The organism is Streptomyces sp. NPDC002386 (assembly GCF_053593175.1).
Window position 1 is genome coordinate 130,144 of record NZ_JBSFBX010000002.1, and the last position, 15,812, is coordinate 145,955.

Consider the following 15,812-nt stretch of genomic DNA (forward strand, 5'->3'; position numbering starts at 1 on the left):
GAGGCGCCCGAGGTCGGAGCGGCTACTGAGCGAGCTCGACCTGGATCTCGACCTCCACCGGGGCGTCCAGCGGCAGCACCGCGACGCCCACCGCGCTGCGGGCGTGCACGCCCTTGTCGCCGAGCACCTCGCCGAGCAGTTCGCTGGCGCCGTTGACGACACCGGGCTGCCCGGTGAAGTCCGCGGCCGAGGCGACGAAGCCGACGACCTTCACCACGCGCGCGATGCGGTCCAGGTCGCCGGTGACGGACTTCACGGCGGCCAGCGCGTTCAGCGCGCAGGTGCGGGCCAGTTCCTTGGCCTCCTCGGCCGTGACCTCGGCGCCCACCTTGCCGGTGACCGGCAGCTTCCCCTCAACCATCGGGAGCTGGCCGGCGGTGTAGACGTACACGCCGGACTGCACGGCCGGCTGGTACGAGGCCAGCGGCGGCACGACCTCCGGCAGGGTCAGGCCCAGTTCGGCCAGCTTCTCCTCGACCGCGCTCACGCCTGCTTCTCCCGCTTCAGGTAGGCCACGAGCTGCTCGGGGTTGTTGGGCCCGGGCACGACCTGGACGAGCTCCCAGCCGTCCTCGCCCCAGGTGTCCAGGATCTGCTTCGTGGCATGGACGAGCAGCGGCACGGTCGCGTATTCCCACTTCTTGGTCATGGGCCGACTGTAGCCGCTGTGGTCACCCGGGCAGGCGGCCGACCACGGGCTTCGCCGCCCGCGGCGGGGACCGGGCAGGGTGGCGGCGGACGCGGGGCACGAGGACGGCGGGCAGGGGTCGTGGAGGCCTGCCGGGAGCACGGTTGTCCACAGCCTGCCGCGTGGCCGTCGGCCGGACTGGTTAGGCTCGAATACGTGAGCAGGCTCCAGGTCGTCAGCGGCAAGGGCGGGACCGGCAAGACGACGGTCGCCGCCGCACTCGCGCTGGCCCTCGCGACCGAGGGGAAGCGGACGCTTCTCGTGGAGGTCGAGGGTCGGCAAGGCATCGCACAGCTCTTCGAGACTGATGCGCTGCCCTACGAGGAACGGAAGATCGCGGTCGCACCCGGTGGCGGGGAGGTGTACGCCCTCGCCATCGACCCCGAACTCGCCCTTCTGGACTATCTCCAGATGTTCTACAAACTCGGCGGCGCGGGCCGGGCGCTGAAGAAGCTCGGCGCGATCGACTTCGCCACCACGGTCGCGCCGGGTCTCAGGGACGTCCTGCTGACCGGCAAGGCGTGCGAGGCGGTCCGCCGCAAGGACAAGGCGGGACGGTTCCTGTACGACTACGTCGTGATGGACGCGCCGCCCACCGGTCGCATCACCCGGTTCCTCAACGTCAACGACGAGGTCGCCGGACTCGCGAAGATCGGCCCGATACACAATCAGGCGCAGGCGGTGATGCGGGTGCTGAAGTCGCCGGAGACGGCGGTGCACCTGGTGACGCTGCTGGAGGAGATGCCGGTCCAGGAGACCGCCGACGGGATCGCCGAACTCCGCGCGGCGCGGCTGCCGGTGGGCCGGGTCATCGTGAACATGGTCCGGCCGCGGGTGTTGGACGCGGCGGACCTGGAACTCGTGCGGACCGTGCCGCGCACCTCCGTCGCGCGGTCCCTGTCGGCCGCCGGGCTCGGCGGGGCGCGGCGCGGCGGGCACGCCGAGCGGCTGGTGGACCCGCTGCTGGAGCAGGCCGCGGAGTACGCCGAGCGACACGCGCTGGAGGAGGAGCAGCGCGCGGTCCTCGGCGAACTGGAGCTGCCGCTGCACGAACTGCCGCTGCTCGCGGAGGGCATGGACCTCGCGGGCCTGTACGAACTCGCCACCGAGCTGCGGAAGCAGGGGTTGTCATGAGTCCGGACCCGGCCGAGGCGCAGGACGCCGCCCGACCTCATCTCTCCCCCGCGCGCGTGCTGGACGTCGATCCGCTGCTGGACGACCGGGACACCCGGATCGTGGTGTGCTGCGGCTCGGGCGGCGTCGGCAAGACGACGACCGCCGCGGCGCTGGGCCTGCGGGCGGCGGAGCGGGGCCGCAAGGTGGTCGTCCTCACCATCGACCCGGCCCGCCGGCTCGCCCAGTCGATGGGCATCGACTCCCTCGACAACGTGCCCCGGCGGGTCAAGGGCACCGAGGGCGACGGCGAGCTGCACGCGATGATGCTCGACATGAAGCGCACCTTCGACGAGGTCGTGGAGGCGCACGCGGACCGGGAGCGGGCGGCCGCGATCCTGGCGAACCCCTTCTACCAGTCGCTCTCGGCGGGCTTCGCGGGCACGCAGGAGTACATGGCGATGGAGAAGCTGGGGCAGCTCCGGGCGAGGGACGAGTGGGACCTGATCGTGGTCGACACCCCGCCGTCCCGCTCGGCGCTGGACTTCCTGGACGCGCCCAAGCGGCTCGGCTCCTTCCTGGACGGCCGGCTGATCCGGCTGCTGACCGCTCCGGCCAAGCTGGGCGGCCGCGCGGGGATGGCCTTCCTCAACGTCGGCATGTCGATGATGACCGGCACCCTGGGCAAGCTGCTCGGCGGTCAGCTGCTGAAGGACGTGCAGACGTTCGTGGCCGCGATGGACACCACCTTCGGCGGCTTCCGCACGCGCGCGGACGCCACGTACAAGCTGCTCCAGGCGCCCGGCACGGCGTTCCTGGTGGTGGCGGCGCCGGAGCGGGACGCGCTGCGCGAGGCGGCGTACTTCGTGGAGCGGCTGGACGCGGAGGACATGCCGCTGGTGGGGCTGGTGCTCAACCGGGTCCACGGCAGCGGCGCCGGCCGGCTGTCGGCGGAGCGGGCACTCGACGCCGCGGAAAATCTTGAGGACCCCCGCATTGTGGATCAGGGGGACGGGAAAGCTGGACTTCGTAACTCTCCCGACACACAAGGCAGTTCAGAATCTCCCGCTGCCACACCATCGGCTCCGGACAACGGCTCCCCCGCCGGCACCGACGACGGCTCCCCCGCCTCGGACCCGGAGCGGACTGTGGACCAGCTGACCGCAGGCCTGCTGAGACTGCACGCCGAGCGCATGCAACTGCTCTCGCGCGAGCAACACACGCGTGACCGCTTCCTCGCCCGTCATCCCGAGGTGGCGGTCGTCGAGGTGCCCGCGCTCCCCGGTGACGTGCACGACCTCACCGGTCTGCGCGACATCGGCGACCGGCTGGCGGCGGGACGTACGGAACTGTCGTAGCGCGGCCGCGGGGACGTGCACGCGGCCGCGGCGGCCGTGCACGTGAACTCCGCGGCGGGCGCGCACGGAGCTGTCGCGTGCGCGTGGCGCCCACGGCAGGCATGGATGGGCGACGCGCGGATATGTCGCGCGCCCGGGCGCTCATCGGCGGGCGTGCGCGTCGCACACCCGGATGACGGGCGCACGTGGCGCTTGCCACCTACGCCCCGTCGGGCTGCCACCGCCGGAGCGGCACCCTGTTCAGCGCCGCGCCAGGCCGTTGCCACTCCGACGGGCCAATGCCGTTCATCGGCCCGACGACTGTCTGACCAGCGGATATCGCCACACCGGCACGCACCTGTCGGGCGGCACGGGGCCGAGGCCGCTCCTCGAGCGGCCGTCGCCTCGACCACGCTCGCCTCGACCGTGCTCGCTCTGAGTGGCACCAGGGCGACACCGGGGGCGTTGCCGTCAGCTGACCGCCGCGTAGTTCTCGTACACCTCGTCGCTGTCGAGGGACACGATGCCCGCGCCGCGCTCGTACTCCGAGCGCGCGGTCTCCAGCAGCCTGCGCCAGGACGTCACGGTGGGCCGCCGGCGCAGCAGTGCGCGGCGCTCCCGCTCCGTCATGCCTCCCCACACGCCGAACTCGACGCGGTTGTCCAGCGCATCCGCCAGGCATTCCGTGCGTACCGGACATCCGGTGCACACCGCCTTGGCCCTGTTCTGCGCTGCTCCCTGCACGAACAGTTCATCCGGATCGGTAGTGCGGCAGGCGGCCTGCGCACTCCAGTCGGTTACCCAGCCCATACCGGCGCCGTCCTCTCCCGAATCGAGGCTCCCCCACGGCGGCAGCGGCATATTCACCGCCGCCAGTTGAGGACGTTACGGAAGGCGGGGACAGCGCAACACCCCCTTCGGGCCCAATCTTGAATGGTCCGAACGGACTATGGGTAAGCGGCAGATCACCCGGGGGAGTGAGCTGACGACATGCGCGACCATCCCGGCATACCGGGACGGCTGTGGTGCGCCACAGCGGGCGCCAGGTGACACACGAGGCGGAATCGGACACGCCCCGCGGGAAATTCAGGGGTACTTCCGGAACGATTCGGGTTCGCCGGACGTATTGATGTGTGGCCGCGCCGCTGTGACAGTTACGAGCAGCTTAGGCCAAGGCCTGTGCGCCTGTCCGGCGAATGAGAACGTAGGCCCTTGCTTTGCCATGCCGTGACAGGAGCCGCGATCCGCCGGACCAGGGGCGCGCACGTCACGATCCGGCACCCGAACATCCCGACGGAGGGCCGCTCCCTCGGAACGCTCATAAGTACGGATTAGGCTGCCCCCATGGCAAAGAAGCGCTCGAGCGGTGGCCTGTCGGCAACGCAGCAGGCCGCCAAGTTCCTCGGTGTCAGTGTGCTCGCGGGAGCCGTGATGGCGGGCATCGCGCTGCCCGCGGCCGGCGCGCTGGGCCTAGCGGCCAAGGGCTCGGTCAAGGGCTTCGACGAGATCCCGGCCAACCTCAAGAGCCCCCAGCTCAGCCAGCGCACGACCATACTGGACAGCCGGGGGGACCAGATCGCGACCGTCTACTCCCGTGACCGCACGGTGGTGGACCTCAAGAGCATCTCGCCGTACATGCAGAAGGCGATCGTCGCGATCGAGGACTCGCGCTTCTACAAGCACGGCGCGATCGACCTCAAGGGCGTGCTGCGCGCCGTGAACAAGAACGCGCAGAGCGGCGGCGTCTCCCAGGGCGCCTCCACGCTCACCCAGCAGCTCGTGAAGAACTACTTCATCGAGGAGGCCGGTGACGACCCGACGAAGGTCGCCGAGGCCACCCAGCAGACCCTCGGCCGCAAGGTCCGGGAGCTGAAGTACGCGATCCAGATCGAGGAGAAGCTCGGCAAGAAGAAGATCCTCGAGAACTACCTGAACATCACCTTCTTCGGCGAGCAGGCATACGGCGTGGAGGCGGCCGCCCAGCGCTACTTCTCCAAGCACGCCAAGGACCTGAACCTCCAGGAGTCGGCGCTGCTGGCCGGCATCGTGCAGTCCCCGAGCCGCTACGACCCGGTGAACGACGAGGCCGAGGCCACCAAACGGCGCAACACCGTGCTGCAGCGCATGGCGGAGGTCGGCAACGTCTCCCAGGCGGAGGCCGACCGGGCCAAGGAGCAGCCGCTCGGACTGCACGTCAGCCAGCCGAAGAACGGCTGCATCACCGCCACCAAGGGCTCCGCGTTCTTCTGCAAGTACGTGGAGCACCTCTTCCTGACCGACGAGACCTTCGGCAAGACCCGCGAGGAGCGCGCCAAGCTCTGGAACCGCGGCGGTCTGACCATCCGTACGACGCTCGACCCGCAGGCCCAGGACTCCGTCCAGGCCTCGCTCAAGGAGCACGTCTACAAGTCCGACAAGGTCGCCGCGGCCGCCACGCTGGTCGAGCCCGGCACGGGCAAGGTCCTGGCCATGGGGCAGTCGAAGCCGTTCGGCTACGGCAACAACGAGACGGAGTACAACTTCTCGGTCAACCGGGACCTGGGCGGCTCGAACTACGGCTTCCCGACCGGTTCGACGTTCAAGCCGTTCGTGGCGGCGGCCGCGATCGAGGGCGGCAAACCGGCGACGCAGGAGTACTCGGCGCCGTACAAGATGAACTATCCGAGCCCCGTCCAGCGGTGCAGCAGCAACCCGTACGTCAACACCAAGAACGAGACGGTCGAGAACGAGAACGAGTCCGAGAAGGGCCCGTACCGCATGAAGGAGGCGATGGCCAAGTCCATCAACACCTACTTCGTGCAGCTCATCTCCGACATCGGTCTGTGCCCGGTGGTGAAGATGACCGACGCGCTGCACGTGGTGCAGGGCGACGGCTCGAAGCTCCCGGAGACCCCGTCGATCGCCCTCGGTTCGATCGGCCTCTCCCCGCTGACCATGGCCGGCGCCTACGCCACCTTCGCGTCCCGCGGGATGTACTGCACGCCGGTCGCCATCGAGTCGATCGTGCAGAAGGTCGGCAACGAGCAGAAGTCGCTCGAGGTGCCCAAGTCCACCTGCTCACGCGCGATGAGCGAGAAGACCGCCGACACGGTCAACACCCTGCTGCGCGGCGTGGTCGACTCCGGTACCGGTCAGGAGGCGGGCCTGAACGACCGTGAGAGCGCGGGCAAGACGGGTACGACCGACGAGCGGAAGAACGCCTGGTTCGTCGGCTACACCCCCAACATGTCCGGCGCCGTCTGGGTGGGCAGCGCCAAGCAGAACGTGAAGATGACCGGGATCAGGATCGGCGGCGTCTACCGCGATCTCGTCTTCGGTGGTCAGGTCCCCGGTCCGATCTGGCGGGACGCCATGGCCGGCGCCCTCGTCGGCAAGGACGCCCCGGACTTCCAGCTGGTCGACATTCCCGACGACCAGGGGGACGGTGGTGACCAGGGAAAAGGCGATCAGGGGGGACGCGACAAAAACCGGGACAACACGGGGGGAGCACTCGGGGGCCTGATCGGCGGACTGACGGACGGGGGAACAAGCCAGGGCGCTGACACCGGCGGCACCGCCCCGACCCCGACCTTCTCCCTCCCCGGCAACTTCATCGAGGGCCAGACGAGCGGTGGCACGCACGGGAACGGCAACGGGGGGCACCGGGGCTAGGCCCCTTCCGTGACGCGCCGGCTGTGAAACGGCGGGGCCGCACCCTCGGTGAGAGGGTGCGGCCCCGCCGTCGTGCGTGCCGTGCCGGACGCGGGTCCGCGCCGCCGGGGACCGGTCCACGTTGCCGGGGACCGGTCCACGTTGCCGGGGACCGGTCCGCGTCGCAGCCTTGGATCAGCTTCGGATCGGCTTCGGATCGGCTCCGGATCAGCCCTGGAGCAGCTTCTTCACCGCGGCGGCGACGCGGCCGCCCTCGGCCAGGCCGGCCACCTTCGGGTTCACGATCTTCATCACGGCGCCCATGGCCCGCGGGCCCTCGGCGCCGCCCGCCTTCGCCTCCTCGACGGCCTGGGCGACGATCGCGTTCAGCTCGTCGTCGCCGAGCTGCTTCGGCAGGTACGCGGCGAGGACCTCGCCCTCCGCCTTCTCCCGCTCGGCCTGCTCGGCGCGGCCGCCCTGCGCGAAGGCCTCGGCCGCCTCACGGCGCTTCTTGGCCTCGCGGGTGATCACCTTCTGCACCTCGTCGTCGGAGAGCTCGCGCTTCTCCGTGCCCGAGACCTCTTCCTTGGTGATCGCGGTGAGCGTCAGCCGGAGCGTCGAGGAGCGGAGCTCGTCGCGCCCCTTGATCGCGGCGTTGAGGTCGTCCTGCAGCTTCGACTTGAGCGTGGTGGTCATGGGGCCGATTCTCTCAGGTCCCGGGGCACGGTCGCCCACCGATTTTGCGGGCGGCCGGTCCTGGGCCCCCCGCGGTGTCTGACACGATGGTCGTATGCGCGCGCGATACGGAGTACCCCTGGGAATCATGGCGGCAGGGGCCGCCGGTGTGGCCTACGCGGCGGGCTTCGAGGTCCGCTCGTTCCGGCTCCGACGAGTGACGGTCCCGGTCCTCCCGCCGGGCATGGGCCCGCTGCGCGTGCTCCAGGTGTCCGACATCCACATGGTGCGCGGCCAGCGCAAGAAGCAGCGCTGGCTGCAGTCGCTGGCTGGGCTGCGCCCGGACTTCGTGATCAACACGGGCGACAACCTCTCCGACCCCGAGGGCGTCCCCGAGGTGCTCGACGCGCTCGGGCCGCTGATGGAGTTCCCGGGCGCGTACGTCTTCGGCTCCAACGACTACTACGGCCCGAGGCTCCGCAACCCCGCCCGCTACCTGCTGGAGAAGGCGAGCGGCCGGCACGGCCTGAACGGCAACCCGCCGGCCGTCGGCGTGATCCACAATCCCTGGGAGGACATCAGGGACGGCTTCGACGCGGCGGGCTGGCTGAACCTGACCAACACCCGGGGCGTCCTGAAGGTCGAGGGCGTGTCGATCGAGCTGACCGGCCTGGACGACCCGCACATCAAGCGCGACCGCTACGCACAGGTGGCGGGCGGCCCCTCCGGCTCGTACGACTTCTCGATGGGCGTCGTCCACGCCCCCTACCTGCGCGTCCTCGACTCCTTCACGGCGGACGACTATCCCCTGGTCCTGGCCGGCCACACCCACGGCGGCCAGCTCTGCATCCCCTTCTACGGCGCCCTGGTCACCAACTGCGACCTGGACACGGACCGCGTGAAGGGTCTGTCCCGGCACACGGCGGAGGGCCGCACGTCCTTCCTGCACGTCTCGGCGGGCTGCGGCACCAACCGCTACACCCCCATCCGTTTCGCCTGTCCCCCGGAGGCGACGCTGCTGACGCTGGTGGGGCGGGAGTAATACGTGGGCCGGGGGCGCCCCACACAGGCGCCCCCGGCCGGCAACGGCGGAACGGCGGACCACAGCGGGCGCGAACCCATTCGGACTGCCCCATATGGCCCCATACATCCCCCCTGCCTAGCGTGAGGGCATGACCGCCCCGATACCCAGGGACATCCCGGACCTGCCCGCGGTGCCCGGCCCGCCCCTCCTGCTGCCCGCCCCGGTCCCGGCCACAGCGGTGGTGGGCCCGACGCACCGCCCCCTGGCAGCGGTGTTCCGACTCCTGGTCGCCCTCGCGGCGGCCGCCGGCGTAGCCCTGGAACTGCTCCTCGGCACCCCGGCCCGGACCCTGAGCTACTTCAGCGTCCAGGCCAACATCCTGCTGGCCGTCGTCATGCTCTCGTCGGCCTCCAGGGCCTGGCGCACCCGCCGCCCCCTGCCCGCGTCCGTGACCGGCGCCGCCCTCCTCTACGCCGTGATCACCGCACTGACGTACCAGATGCTGCTGGCCCACGCCACGCCCCCGTTCACCATGACGGACGCGGCCCCGCCCCCCGCCCGCTGGCACGCCCAGTGGGCAGCGCTCCAACTCCTCCACACGGTGGCCCCGCTGGCGGCTCTGCTGGACTGGCTGCTGCTCACCCCCGCGGCCCGCCTGCGCCTGCGCCACACCGCGACCTGGCTCCTCTACCCCCTGGCCTACCTGGCCTTCTACCTCACCCAGGGCGCCCTCCGGTCCCCCTCCACCCCGGCCCGCTACCTCTATCCCTTCCTGGACGCGCAGACCCACGGCTACCGCGACACCCTGGCGAACGCCCTCCTCATCGGCCTCGCCATGTACGCCCTGGCAGTCCTCCTGGTAGCCCTGGACCACGCCCGCCCGACCCCGGTCCGCCACCGCGGCTAAACCGGATTTCGTCTCCAGCCACCAGTGGGCTAAAGTAAACGACGTCGCCGCGAGAAGCAGCGACATCGGGGTGTAGCGCAGCTTGGCAGCGCGCTTCGTTCGGGACGAAGAGGTCGTGGGTTCAAATCCCGCCACCCCGACGCTGGTCAGAGGCCCATTCACGTGATCGTGAATGGGCCTCTGAGTGTTTGTACAGCAGCGGAGTACAGCAACCGTTATGGCTCTTGACGGCCATCCCCGTCCGGCTGCTCCTCCTGATCGCGTTTGCCCTTCTTCTTGCCGTCCTTCCGCTTGCTGCCGCCCAGAGCCTTCCCGAGCTTCCGGAGGGCTCGCCTGGTGTCCGCCGAGGGAACGTGCGTGTAGACCTCCATGGTCACCGCGATCTCAGAGTGGCGGAGGATCTGCATCGCAATCCGAGGGTGGACGTCGAGGGCAGCCAGAAGCGAGGCACACGTGTGGCGGGTGTCGTGCACGCGGATCCGCCGGACGCCGGCACGCTCGCAGCGGCGGTCGAACTCGCGGGTGAAGTTCCGCGGCTCCACCGGGGTGCCGTTGCGGGTGGTGAAGACGAGGTCGGATTCCGTCCAGAGATCGGCGGCCCGCTCCCTCGCCACCTCCTGCTCCTTCTTACGGAGCCGAAGCGCCGCCAAGCAGATGTCCGGCAGCGGAAGCACCGCCTCGGACGCCTCTGTCTTGGCCGTGTCGGTGTGGAGCAGGCGCCGGCGAACGCGCTGCAGCTGGTGGCGGATGTGCAGCTCCCCCGTGTCCAGGTTTACGTCGGACCAGGTGAGGCCCAGGACCTCACCCTTGCGCAGCCCCAAGACGAGGATCAGCACGTACGCGGCGTAGAGGTAGTCGCGCCACGTCTGCGCGTTCTCCAGGAAGGAGCACGCCTCCTCGACCGACCAAGGGTCCGGCCGCTTGCGCCGAGCCCGCTGCACCTTCACCAGCTGGGCGACGTTCTTCGAGATGCGCTCCTCCACCATCGCGTTGGTCAGCGCGCTGCGCAGGATCGTCCGGGCGTCGTTGACCGAGCGCTTCGACAGCGTCTGCCGGCAGCACTCCCCCTTGGCGCAACAGCGTTGCCGCTCCTCGGGCCGCCTGGCGTCCTTGCCCTGCGCGCAGCACTGGCAGGTATCGGCAAGCTTGTTGAGCCAGCCCCGCATGTCCTGAACGGTCAGCCGGTCAAGCCGCTTGGCACCGAGGAGCGGGGCGATGTACAGGCGCACGGTCGTCTCGTACGTGGCGGCGGTAAGCGGCCGGAGGTTGGGTTCCACGACCTCCTTTAGCCAGTACGCCAGGTAGTTCGTGAGCGTCGGTGTATTGGTCTCCACCGGCCCCTTCTTGGCCTCGGCGTGAAGCTTGAGCCACTTCTCGTGCACGTCCTTACGGGTAGGGCCATAGACGTACTTGCGCTTGCGGTTTCCGTCCGGGGTGGTCACCCAGACGTAAGCCGCGAAGCCGTTTCGGTATGGGTAGATGGACCCCTCGCCGTTGCCCCGCTTTCCGCTCACGCCGACCAACCCGCGACGGCTTCGGAGGCGCAACGGCTGACGTATTCGTCGACCCAGTCCGGGAGGATACGGCGGTTGCGGCCGATCTTTACCGAGCGGATCTCACCCGTGAGCACAAGCATCTTGGTCTTGGACAGGCTGAAGCCCAGCATCTCGGCGACCTCGGCCGTCGTGTACCACTTCCGTTGGATCGTCACCGAGGGCATGTGGTCGGTCCTCCTTTGGTTTCGGGGTTGGCCTTGCGAGTGGCGGCGAGCCATGTCTCTGCGGCGGTCAGACCGGTCCCGGCGAAGCGCCAGTAGGAGAGGACTAGGACGGTGTCCGGGTCGGGCAACGGGTGACCTGCCATGACCGCACGTTCGCGGGAGAGCGCTTCGTTGTGGTCGGCGCGCTCTTGGCGGAGAGCGCCGAGGGTGACGGAGTACGCGCGCGACTTGGTGGAGAAGTGGCCGCGGAAGCCGAGCATGTGCGCCCACTTGCGCAGACGCAGAGGCTCGAGTTCGGGCAGAGCGCCGAGGTGCCAGCAGGTGAGGATCATCCGCCGGGCGTGGTCGGTGACGCCCGAGCCGATCAGATCAGTGCTCGGGTTGCGGATAGGGCGGTCCAGGGTGCCGGCGGTCTCGGCGCCCTTGGTGGCGTACTTGGCGATGTAGGCGGCCACGGCGCGGCTGGACAGTTCCGAGGTGCCCGCGAAGTCGGCCGAGCGGATGGGGCGGATGTCGAGCTGTTCGCCGAAGCGGAAGGCGTAGGTCTGGCCGTCGAGGACGGGGCCGGGTGCCTCGGCGAGGCCGACGGCGGAGCGGATCGCGTCGGTGAGCAGTTCCGTGGTGGCCCAGGCCGGCGGGGCATCGTCGGCGCCGTCCGGGCCGTCGAGGCGGATGACGGCGTGGAAATGGACTGCGCCGCGCCGCTGGTACTCGGCGACCTTGGCGTAGGAGACCTTGAGGCAGTGACGGAGCTCCGTGCGCTTGATGCCTGCACGGGATGCAAGGTGCTGGCGCAGGTAGGTGGTGAAGCGGGCCCACAGTGCCCCGGCGTGCGCGTTCCAAAGAACGGCCGCGCGGTAGTCGTAGCGGTCTGGGTCGAGTGGAGTGCCGAGGGCGGGGTCGTCGTCGGGGTGGAGGCGTCCGCAGCGGCACCGGCCGCCGCCGGGCCAGTTGTGGACGGGGCCGAAGGACGGGGCGGTGAAGGTGGCGAAGACGCGAGGGTGTTGAGCGACGGCCGGGCCGATGCCCTTGCCGCCGCTCAGTCCGGCGGTGACCAGGTGGAAGGTGTCTTTGCGGTAGATCTCGGCGCAGGAGGCGCATCGGGTTGCGCGGCGGTTGTTGCAGCGGATGAGGAGCTGTCCGGCGGGAAGGTCGCGGTCGGTGATCTCGCGAACGATCTCACCAGTGGCGGCGTGGACGTCGAGCCGGTGGCCCTCCATCCGGACGGGACGCTCGCAGCCACCGAGGCGCTGGATCTGGCGTGCGTAGGAGCTGAGGTCGCCGTGCTGGGCGAGTGCTGCCAGCTGGCGGATGGCTGCGGTCGGAGCCGCAGGGCGCATGTGCGGGTTCCTCCTTGCAGGGGCGGACATTCGGTACGTGAGCCCGACCTGTCGAGGGGGCTAGACAGTGAGGGCAGGCCGAGCGCGCGGAACGATGAGGTCAGCGGCGGGTGAGGATGGAGCGGATGACGACGGCGCAGACGGCCACGGACGTGGCGGTGATGGCGACGGCGAGAAGCACGCTGACCAGGACGGCGCCGACGACCAGGACCACGGCGGTGCCGCCGCCGATGAGAGCGAGCGCGGTGCCAGGCGTGAGCCGGTTGGCCGAGCGGAACGGGGCCGGTGCTGCGGTGGCCGGCGACGGAGCCAGAACGCCCGGCGCGATGGTGGACGGTTCGACCACGGCGGACGGGACGAGGAGGCCGGTGGGCTGAGGCATGGTCGGGACCTTCGGACGCAACATGAACGGATCTCCTTCGCGGGTCACTTGAGGAAGCTGTTGATGACGGGGGCGAGCAGGCTGTCGGCGAGGAGGTAGCCGCCGAGGAGCAGGACGGCGATGAGCCACCAGGGCGGGCGGATGAGCTTGACGCCGAGGACCCCAACGATGAGCAGAGCGAGCCAGAGCGGAACGTTCATTGCGGTGGTCTCCTGTCAGGCCGGGCAGCGGTGGGTACGGGCGGCGAGTTCGGCGGCGGCGCGGGAGTCGTACTCGGCGGAGAAGTCGCAGCGGGGTGCGGTGCAGGCGGCCAGGTGGCGGTTGCGTCCTCGGTCGACGTAGGAGGCGACGTTGACGGGGCCTATGCGGCGGACGTTGCGGAAGCGCCGGTTCACGGTGGTGCTCCTCTCAGAGGTGAGCGGCGACGGACGCGGTCATGGACGGAGGCAGGCCGAGCCGAGCGCGTACGGCGTCGGGGTCGGCCGGGTGACCCGTGGCCGAGCGGTGTTCCTCGGCCAGGGCCCGTACGCGGTCAACCAGGGCGGGCGGCAGGGCGACGGCGACGGAGGGAGCCGGGGGCGGAGTGGCGACCGGCTCGGTGTTGACTTCCGCAGCCGGTTCGAGGCCGGAGGGAGGCAGCGGAAGTGCGTCCCGGTCGGGCCCCTCGACGGCCGTCGGGGCAGGGGGCGGCTCCGCATCTGTGTGCGTCATCGAGGAGGGGACCGGGGCCGCCGGCGCTTCCGCACCATGCGGAGCGTGGGCCAGCAGCGTTCCGCCGAAGAAGGCGACGGCGGGCCAGCCCGCGACGACCACGCGAAGCGAGGCCGGTACGTGGTCCAGGTCGAGGAAGCCGGCGGTGGTGATGTTGGCGCCGAGGGATGCGGCCAGGGCCACCAGGAACCACAGCCGCGGGCTTCCTGCCGTCTGCCCCGCTTGCTGCTGCTGGCGCATCCGGCGCCAGGCTGCGACCAGCAGCAGGTCGACACTCACCGGGTAGGCCCACGCCTTCCAGCCGCCCTGTCCGGCCGCGGCGGCGAGGTCGTGCAGGTGGGAGAAGGACAGGGCGCCCGCGATGACGGCCTGGACGACCACGGCGTCCACTCTGGCCAGGTGGGCTCGCATCGGCTCGGCTTCCTTCCGGTTTCGGGCATGGCAGGGGTAGGGACGTGGCGCGAGGCGGTCACGCCGACCGTTGGAGAGGGAGAGCGCGTTACTCGGTCACCGGGCGAGCGGTGGGCGCGATAGGTGCGGCCGGGGAAGGACCCGCGAGCTCTTTGGCGACGACGGGCCGGAAGGAGTCGAGCCGGGGCAGTTCCGGCACCAGGGCCGAAGTGTCGCGGCAGACGGCCGCCGCGTCGTTGAGGGTGAGGTGGGGCGAGCGGACGCGGGACCAGCCGCCGGAGGAGTCGCCGACCACCGCGACGCCGGGCCGTTCGGCCGGGATGGAGGTAGCGGCAAGCGCCGCTTCGGGTGCGATGTCGCCGAGTGCCATGTTGGCGGAGGTCTCGTCGTTGACGCGGTGGCAGACCCGGCCGGTGAGCTGGGCGCGGAGCATGGTGGCGCCCTTGCCGAGTTCGGCGCCGAAGCGCTGTCCGCACACCTCCAGGTAGATGCCGGCTGCCCGGCCGAGCTGGGCGAGGCGGATGAGCTTGGTGACCATGGCGTCCCGCCGCTTCTCGTCGTCCTTGCTCGCGGCGAGGAAGAGTTCGGCCACCTCGTCGACGACAACGACGACCGGCACCGGCCGGACCTTCTCCGGCAAGCCCCACACGTCCGAGGTGAGCACGGCGTCCGGACCGGCCCCGCCCGTAATGCCGATCAGACGGAACCGCGCCTCCATCTCCTCCACCAGGACGTCCAGGAGGTCGTTCGCACTGTCTGGCGTATCGGCGAGCGCTGACAGACGGGGCGCGAACGGGGCCAGTTCGACGCCCCATTTGCAGTCGATGCCGGCGAGCGCGACGGGCTGCCGGGCCAGCCCGCACAGCAGGTTGCGCAGGTACACGGATTTGCCCGACTGCGTGGCGCCGAGGATGAGTTCGTGGGGCACGGTGCGGAAGTCCCGGACGTGCCAGTGGCCGTCCTCACGCAGTGCCAGCGGTAGGGACAGCGGTCCGGTCTGCAGCCACCGACGCGCGGGCCGGACGTCGGCGAGGACGTCCCAGCCGACGAGCCGCAGCTCCAGCCGTCCCGGCTTGGTGGGGCGGACGTGCACGGCGTGCGCGCCCCAGGCGTGCCGCAGTCGGTCAGCCGAGGCGGTGAAGTCCTCGGGTGCCTGCCCGGCCGCCATGCGCAGCCGCATCACGAGCCCGGACCCGGTTGGCCGGGGCAGCGACCGGCGCGGCGGTACAGGGGCAGCCTGCCGCCCCATCATCCGGGCGGTGGCCCGGCGAACTGTTGAGGCCGGCACCGTCAGGCCGCAGGCGTCCATGGTGGCCCGGTACGAGGTGAGCACCCGCAGCGTGACGACCGGATACCCGACCAGCCACCAGAACAGGACCGGCAGCCGACGGCGCACCGCGACCAGCGCGGCCACCACCAGCAGTAACAGCAGCAGAACCCACAGGGCATCAGTCATGGCACTCAGCCCCGCGCCGCCGGGGTGCCGACCATGACCGCGTCCGCCCGGTAGGCGATGCCGTGCCGGGCGCGTCCGCCGAACTCGCTCTCCCACGGCCGTGCCACCAGACGGGACAGGAAGACCGGCGAACCCATTACCAGGCCCTCACCGATGCCCTTTTCGGGAACGGTGACCTTGATCATGTCCGAACCGCCCTCAGCGATGAACACCAGCTCCAGGACCATGAGCCGGTCGTTGGTCACCGGGTCCACGGCCACCTCACCGGTCTGCCGGTCCTTGACCTTGACCTCGGGCAGCTTTGTGACGAGCAGAGTGGCGGCCGAAGTGTCGACGGGGATGACGCGCATGAAGGGAACCTCACTTGGGTCGGGCGCCCTTACGGACGCCGAGCCGGATTGGATACCCCCCTAGACAAC

The 15,812-nt window shown here is 70.3% G+C and carries 18 protein-coding genes and 1 tRNA gene; 6 read left to right on the plus strand and 13 right to left on the minus strand.

The window, feature by feature from the left end:
* Window positions 1–22: 22 nt before the first annotated feature.
* Together ACWCPN_RS04690 and ACWCPN_RS04695 are read right to left on the minus strand one after the other, a co-directional pair.
* Window positions 23–487 carry a RidA family protein gene (locus ACWCPN_RS04690; RefSeq protein ID WP_199211388.1) on the minus strand — a complete coding sequence of 155 codons (465 nt, stop codon included), beginning with the start codon at window positions 485–487 and terminating at the stop codon, window positions 23–25.
* Window positions 484–648, minus strand: coding sequence for a DUF4177 domain-containing protein (locus ACWCPN_RS04695; protein WP_136744038.1), 165 nt, complete (start codon window positions 646–648; stop codon window positions 484–486). Before ACWCPN_RS04695 ends, ACWCPN_RS04690 begins: the two co-directional genes overlap by 4 nt.
* A gap of 195 nt (window positions 649–843) precedes the next feature.
* Between ACWCPN_RS04695 and ACWCPN_RS04700 the strand changes: the two genes are divergently transcribed.
* Both ACWCPN_RS04700 and ACWCPN_RS04705 read left to right on the plus strand, forming a co-directional pair.
* On the plus strand, window positions 844–1,821 hold the full coding sequence (locus ACWCPN_RS04700; protein ID WP_451202407.1) for an ArsA family ATPase: 978 nt from the start codon (window positions 844–846) through the stop codon (window positions 1,819–1,821).
* Window positions 1,818–3,158 (plus strand): ArsA family ATPase, encoded by a 1,341-nt coding sequence (locus ACWCPN_RS04705; RefSeq protein ID WP_451202408.1) that lies wholly within the window; start codon window positions 1,818–1,820, stop codon window positions 3,156–3,158. The genes ACWCPN_RS04700 and ACWCPN_RS04705 overlap by 4 nt, the downstream gene beginning before the upstream one ends.
* Before the next feature lie 450 nt (window positions 3,159–3,608).
* On the opposite strand, the gene wblA is transcribed toward ACWCPN_RS04705, so the two are convergent.
* The gene (wblA, locus tag ACWCPN_RS04710) at window positions 3,609–3,947 is read right to left on the minus strand and encodes a transcriptional regulator WblA (protein ID WP_174266212.1); all 339 of its coding nucleotides are present in this window, start codon (window positions 3,945–3,947) and stop codon (window positions 3,609–3,611) included.
* A 534-nt stretch (window positions 3,948–4,481) separates the two neighbouring features.
* Between wblA and ACWCPN_RS04715 the strand changes: the two genes are divergently transcribed.
* Entirely contained in the window at window positions 4,482–6,788 is a 2,307-nt protein-coding gene (locus ACWCPN_RS04715; RefSeq protein ID WP_451202410.1) for a transglycosylase domain-containing protein, read from the plus strand.
* A gap of 207 nt (window positions 6,789–6,995) precedes the next feature.
* Here the strand turns inward: ACWCPN_RS04715 and ACWCPN_RS04720 are convergent, their stop codons facing one another.
* Window positions 6,996–7,463, minus strand: a complete 468-nt coding sequence (locus ACWCPN_RS04720; RefSeq protein WP_199211385.1) for a GatB/YqeY domain-containing protein — start codon at window positions 7,461–7,463, stop codon at window positions 6,996–6,998.
* A gap of 94 nt (window positions 7,464–7,557) precedes the next feature.
* Between ACWCPN_RS04720 and ACWCPN_RS04725 the strand changes: the two genes are divergently transcribed.
* From ACWCPN_RS04725 to ACWCPN_RS04735, 3 genes are all read left to right on the plus strand, one after another.
* A complete protein-coding gene (locus tag ACWCPN_RS04725) occupies window positions 7,558–8,484 on the plus strand; it encodes a metallophosphoesterase (protein WP_365121402.1) in 927 nt (308 codons plus the stop codon).
* Window positions 8,485–8,614: 130 nt separating this feature from the next.
* Window positions 8,615–9,373: a Pr6Pr family membrane protein gene (locus ACWCPN_RS04730; protein WP_451202412.1), complete on the plus strand. Its 759-nt coding sequence runs from the start codon at window positions 8,615–8,617 to the stop codon at window positions 9,371–9,373.
* Window positions 9,374–9,439: 66 nt separating this feature from the next.
* Window positions 9,440–9,513 (plus strand) — tRNA-Pro (locus tag ACWCPN_RS04735).
* 75 nt (window positions 9,514–9,588) lie between these two features.
* Here ACWCPN_RS04735 and ACWCPN_RS04740 read toward each other — a convergent pair.
* The 9 genes from ACWCPN_RS04740 to ACWCPN_RS04780 form a co-directional block, all read right to left on the minus strand.
* Window positions 9,589–10,896 (minus strand): site-specific integrase, encoded by a 1,308-nt coding sequence (locus tag ACWCPN_RS04740; RefSeq protein ID WP_451202413.1) that lies wholly within the window; start codon window positions 10,894–10,896, stop codon window positions 9,589–9,591.
* On the minus strand, window positions 10,884–11,093 hold the full coding sequence (locus ACWCPN_RS04745) for an excisionase family DNA-binding protein (RefSeq protein WP_451202414.1): 210 nt from the start codon (window positions 11,091–11,093) through the stop codon (window positions 10,884–10,886). Before ACWCPN_RS04745 ends, ACWCPN_RS04740 begins: the two co-directional genes overlap by 13 nt.
* Window positions 11,081–12,433, minus strand: a complete 1,353-nt coding sequence (locus ACWCPN_RS04750; RefSeq protein WP_451202416.1) for a replication initiator — start codon at window positions 12,431–12,433, stop codon at window positions 11,081–11,083. The genes ACWCPN_RS04745 and ACWCPN_RS04750 overlap by 13 nt, the downstream gene beginning before the upstream one ends.
* 100 nt (window positions 12,434–12,533) lie before the next feature.
* On the minus strand, window positions 12,534–12,839 hold the full coding sequence (locus tag ACWCPN_RS04755) for a SpdD-like protein (RefSeq protein WP_451202417.1): 306 nt from the start codon (window positions 12,837–12,839) through the stop codon (window positions 12,534–12,536).
* A 20-nt stretch (window positions 12,840–12,859) separates the two neighbouring features.
* Window positions 12,860–13,015, minus strand: a complete 156-nt coding sequence (locus ACWCPN_RS04760) for a hypothetical protein (protein WP_451202419.1) — start codon at window positions 13,013–13,015, stop codon at window positions 12,860–12,862.
* A 15-nt stretch (window positions 13,016–13,030) separates the two neighbouring features.
* The gene (locus ACWCPN_RS04765; RefSeq protein ID WP_061927187.1) at window positions 13,031–13,210 is read right to left on the minus strand and encodes a mobile element transfer protein; all 180 of its coding nucleotides are present in this window, start codon (window positions 13,208–13,210) and stop codon (window positions 13,031–13,033) included.
* Window positions 13,211–13,223: 13 nt separating this feature from the next.
* Complete coding sequence (locus ACWCPN_RS04770; RefSeq protein ID WP_451202420.1) at window positions 13,224–13,937, minus strand: DUF2637 domain-containing protein; 714 nt, start codon at window positions 13,935–13,937, stop codon at window positions 13,224–13,226.
* 88 nt (window positions 13,938–14,025) lie between these two features.
* Complete coding sequence (locus ACWCPN_RS04775) at window positions 14,026–15,393, minus strand: FtsK/SpoIIIE domain-containing protein (RefSeq protein ID WP_451202421.1); 1,368 nt, start codon at window positions 15,391–15,393, stop codon at window positions 14,026–14,028.
* Window positions 15,394–15,398: 5 nt separating this feature from the next.
* Window positions 15,399–15,743 carry an SCO3933 family regulatory protein gene (locus ACWCPN_RS04780; RefSeq protein WP_451202423.1) on the minus strand — a complete coding sequence of 115 codons (345 nt, stop codon included), beginning with the start codon at window positions 15,741–15,743 and terminating at the stop codon, window positions 15,399–15,401.
* Window positions 15,744–15,812: the final 69 nt, after the last annotated feature.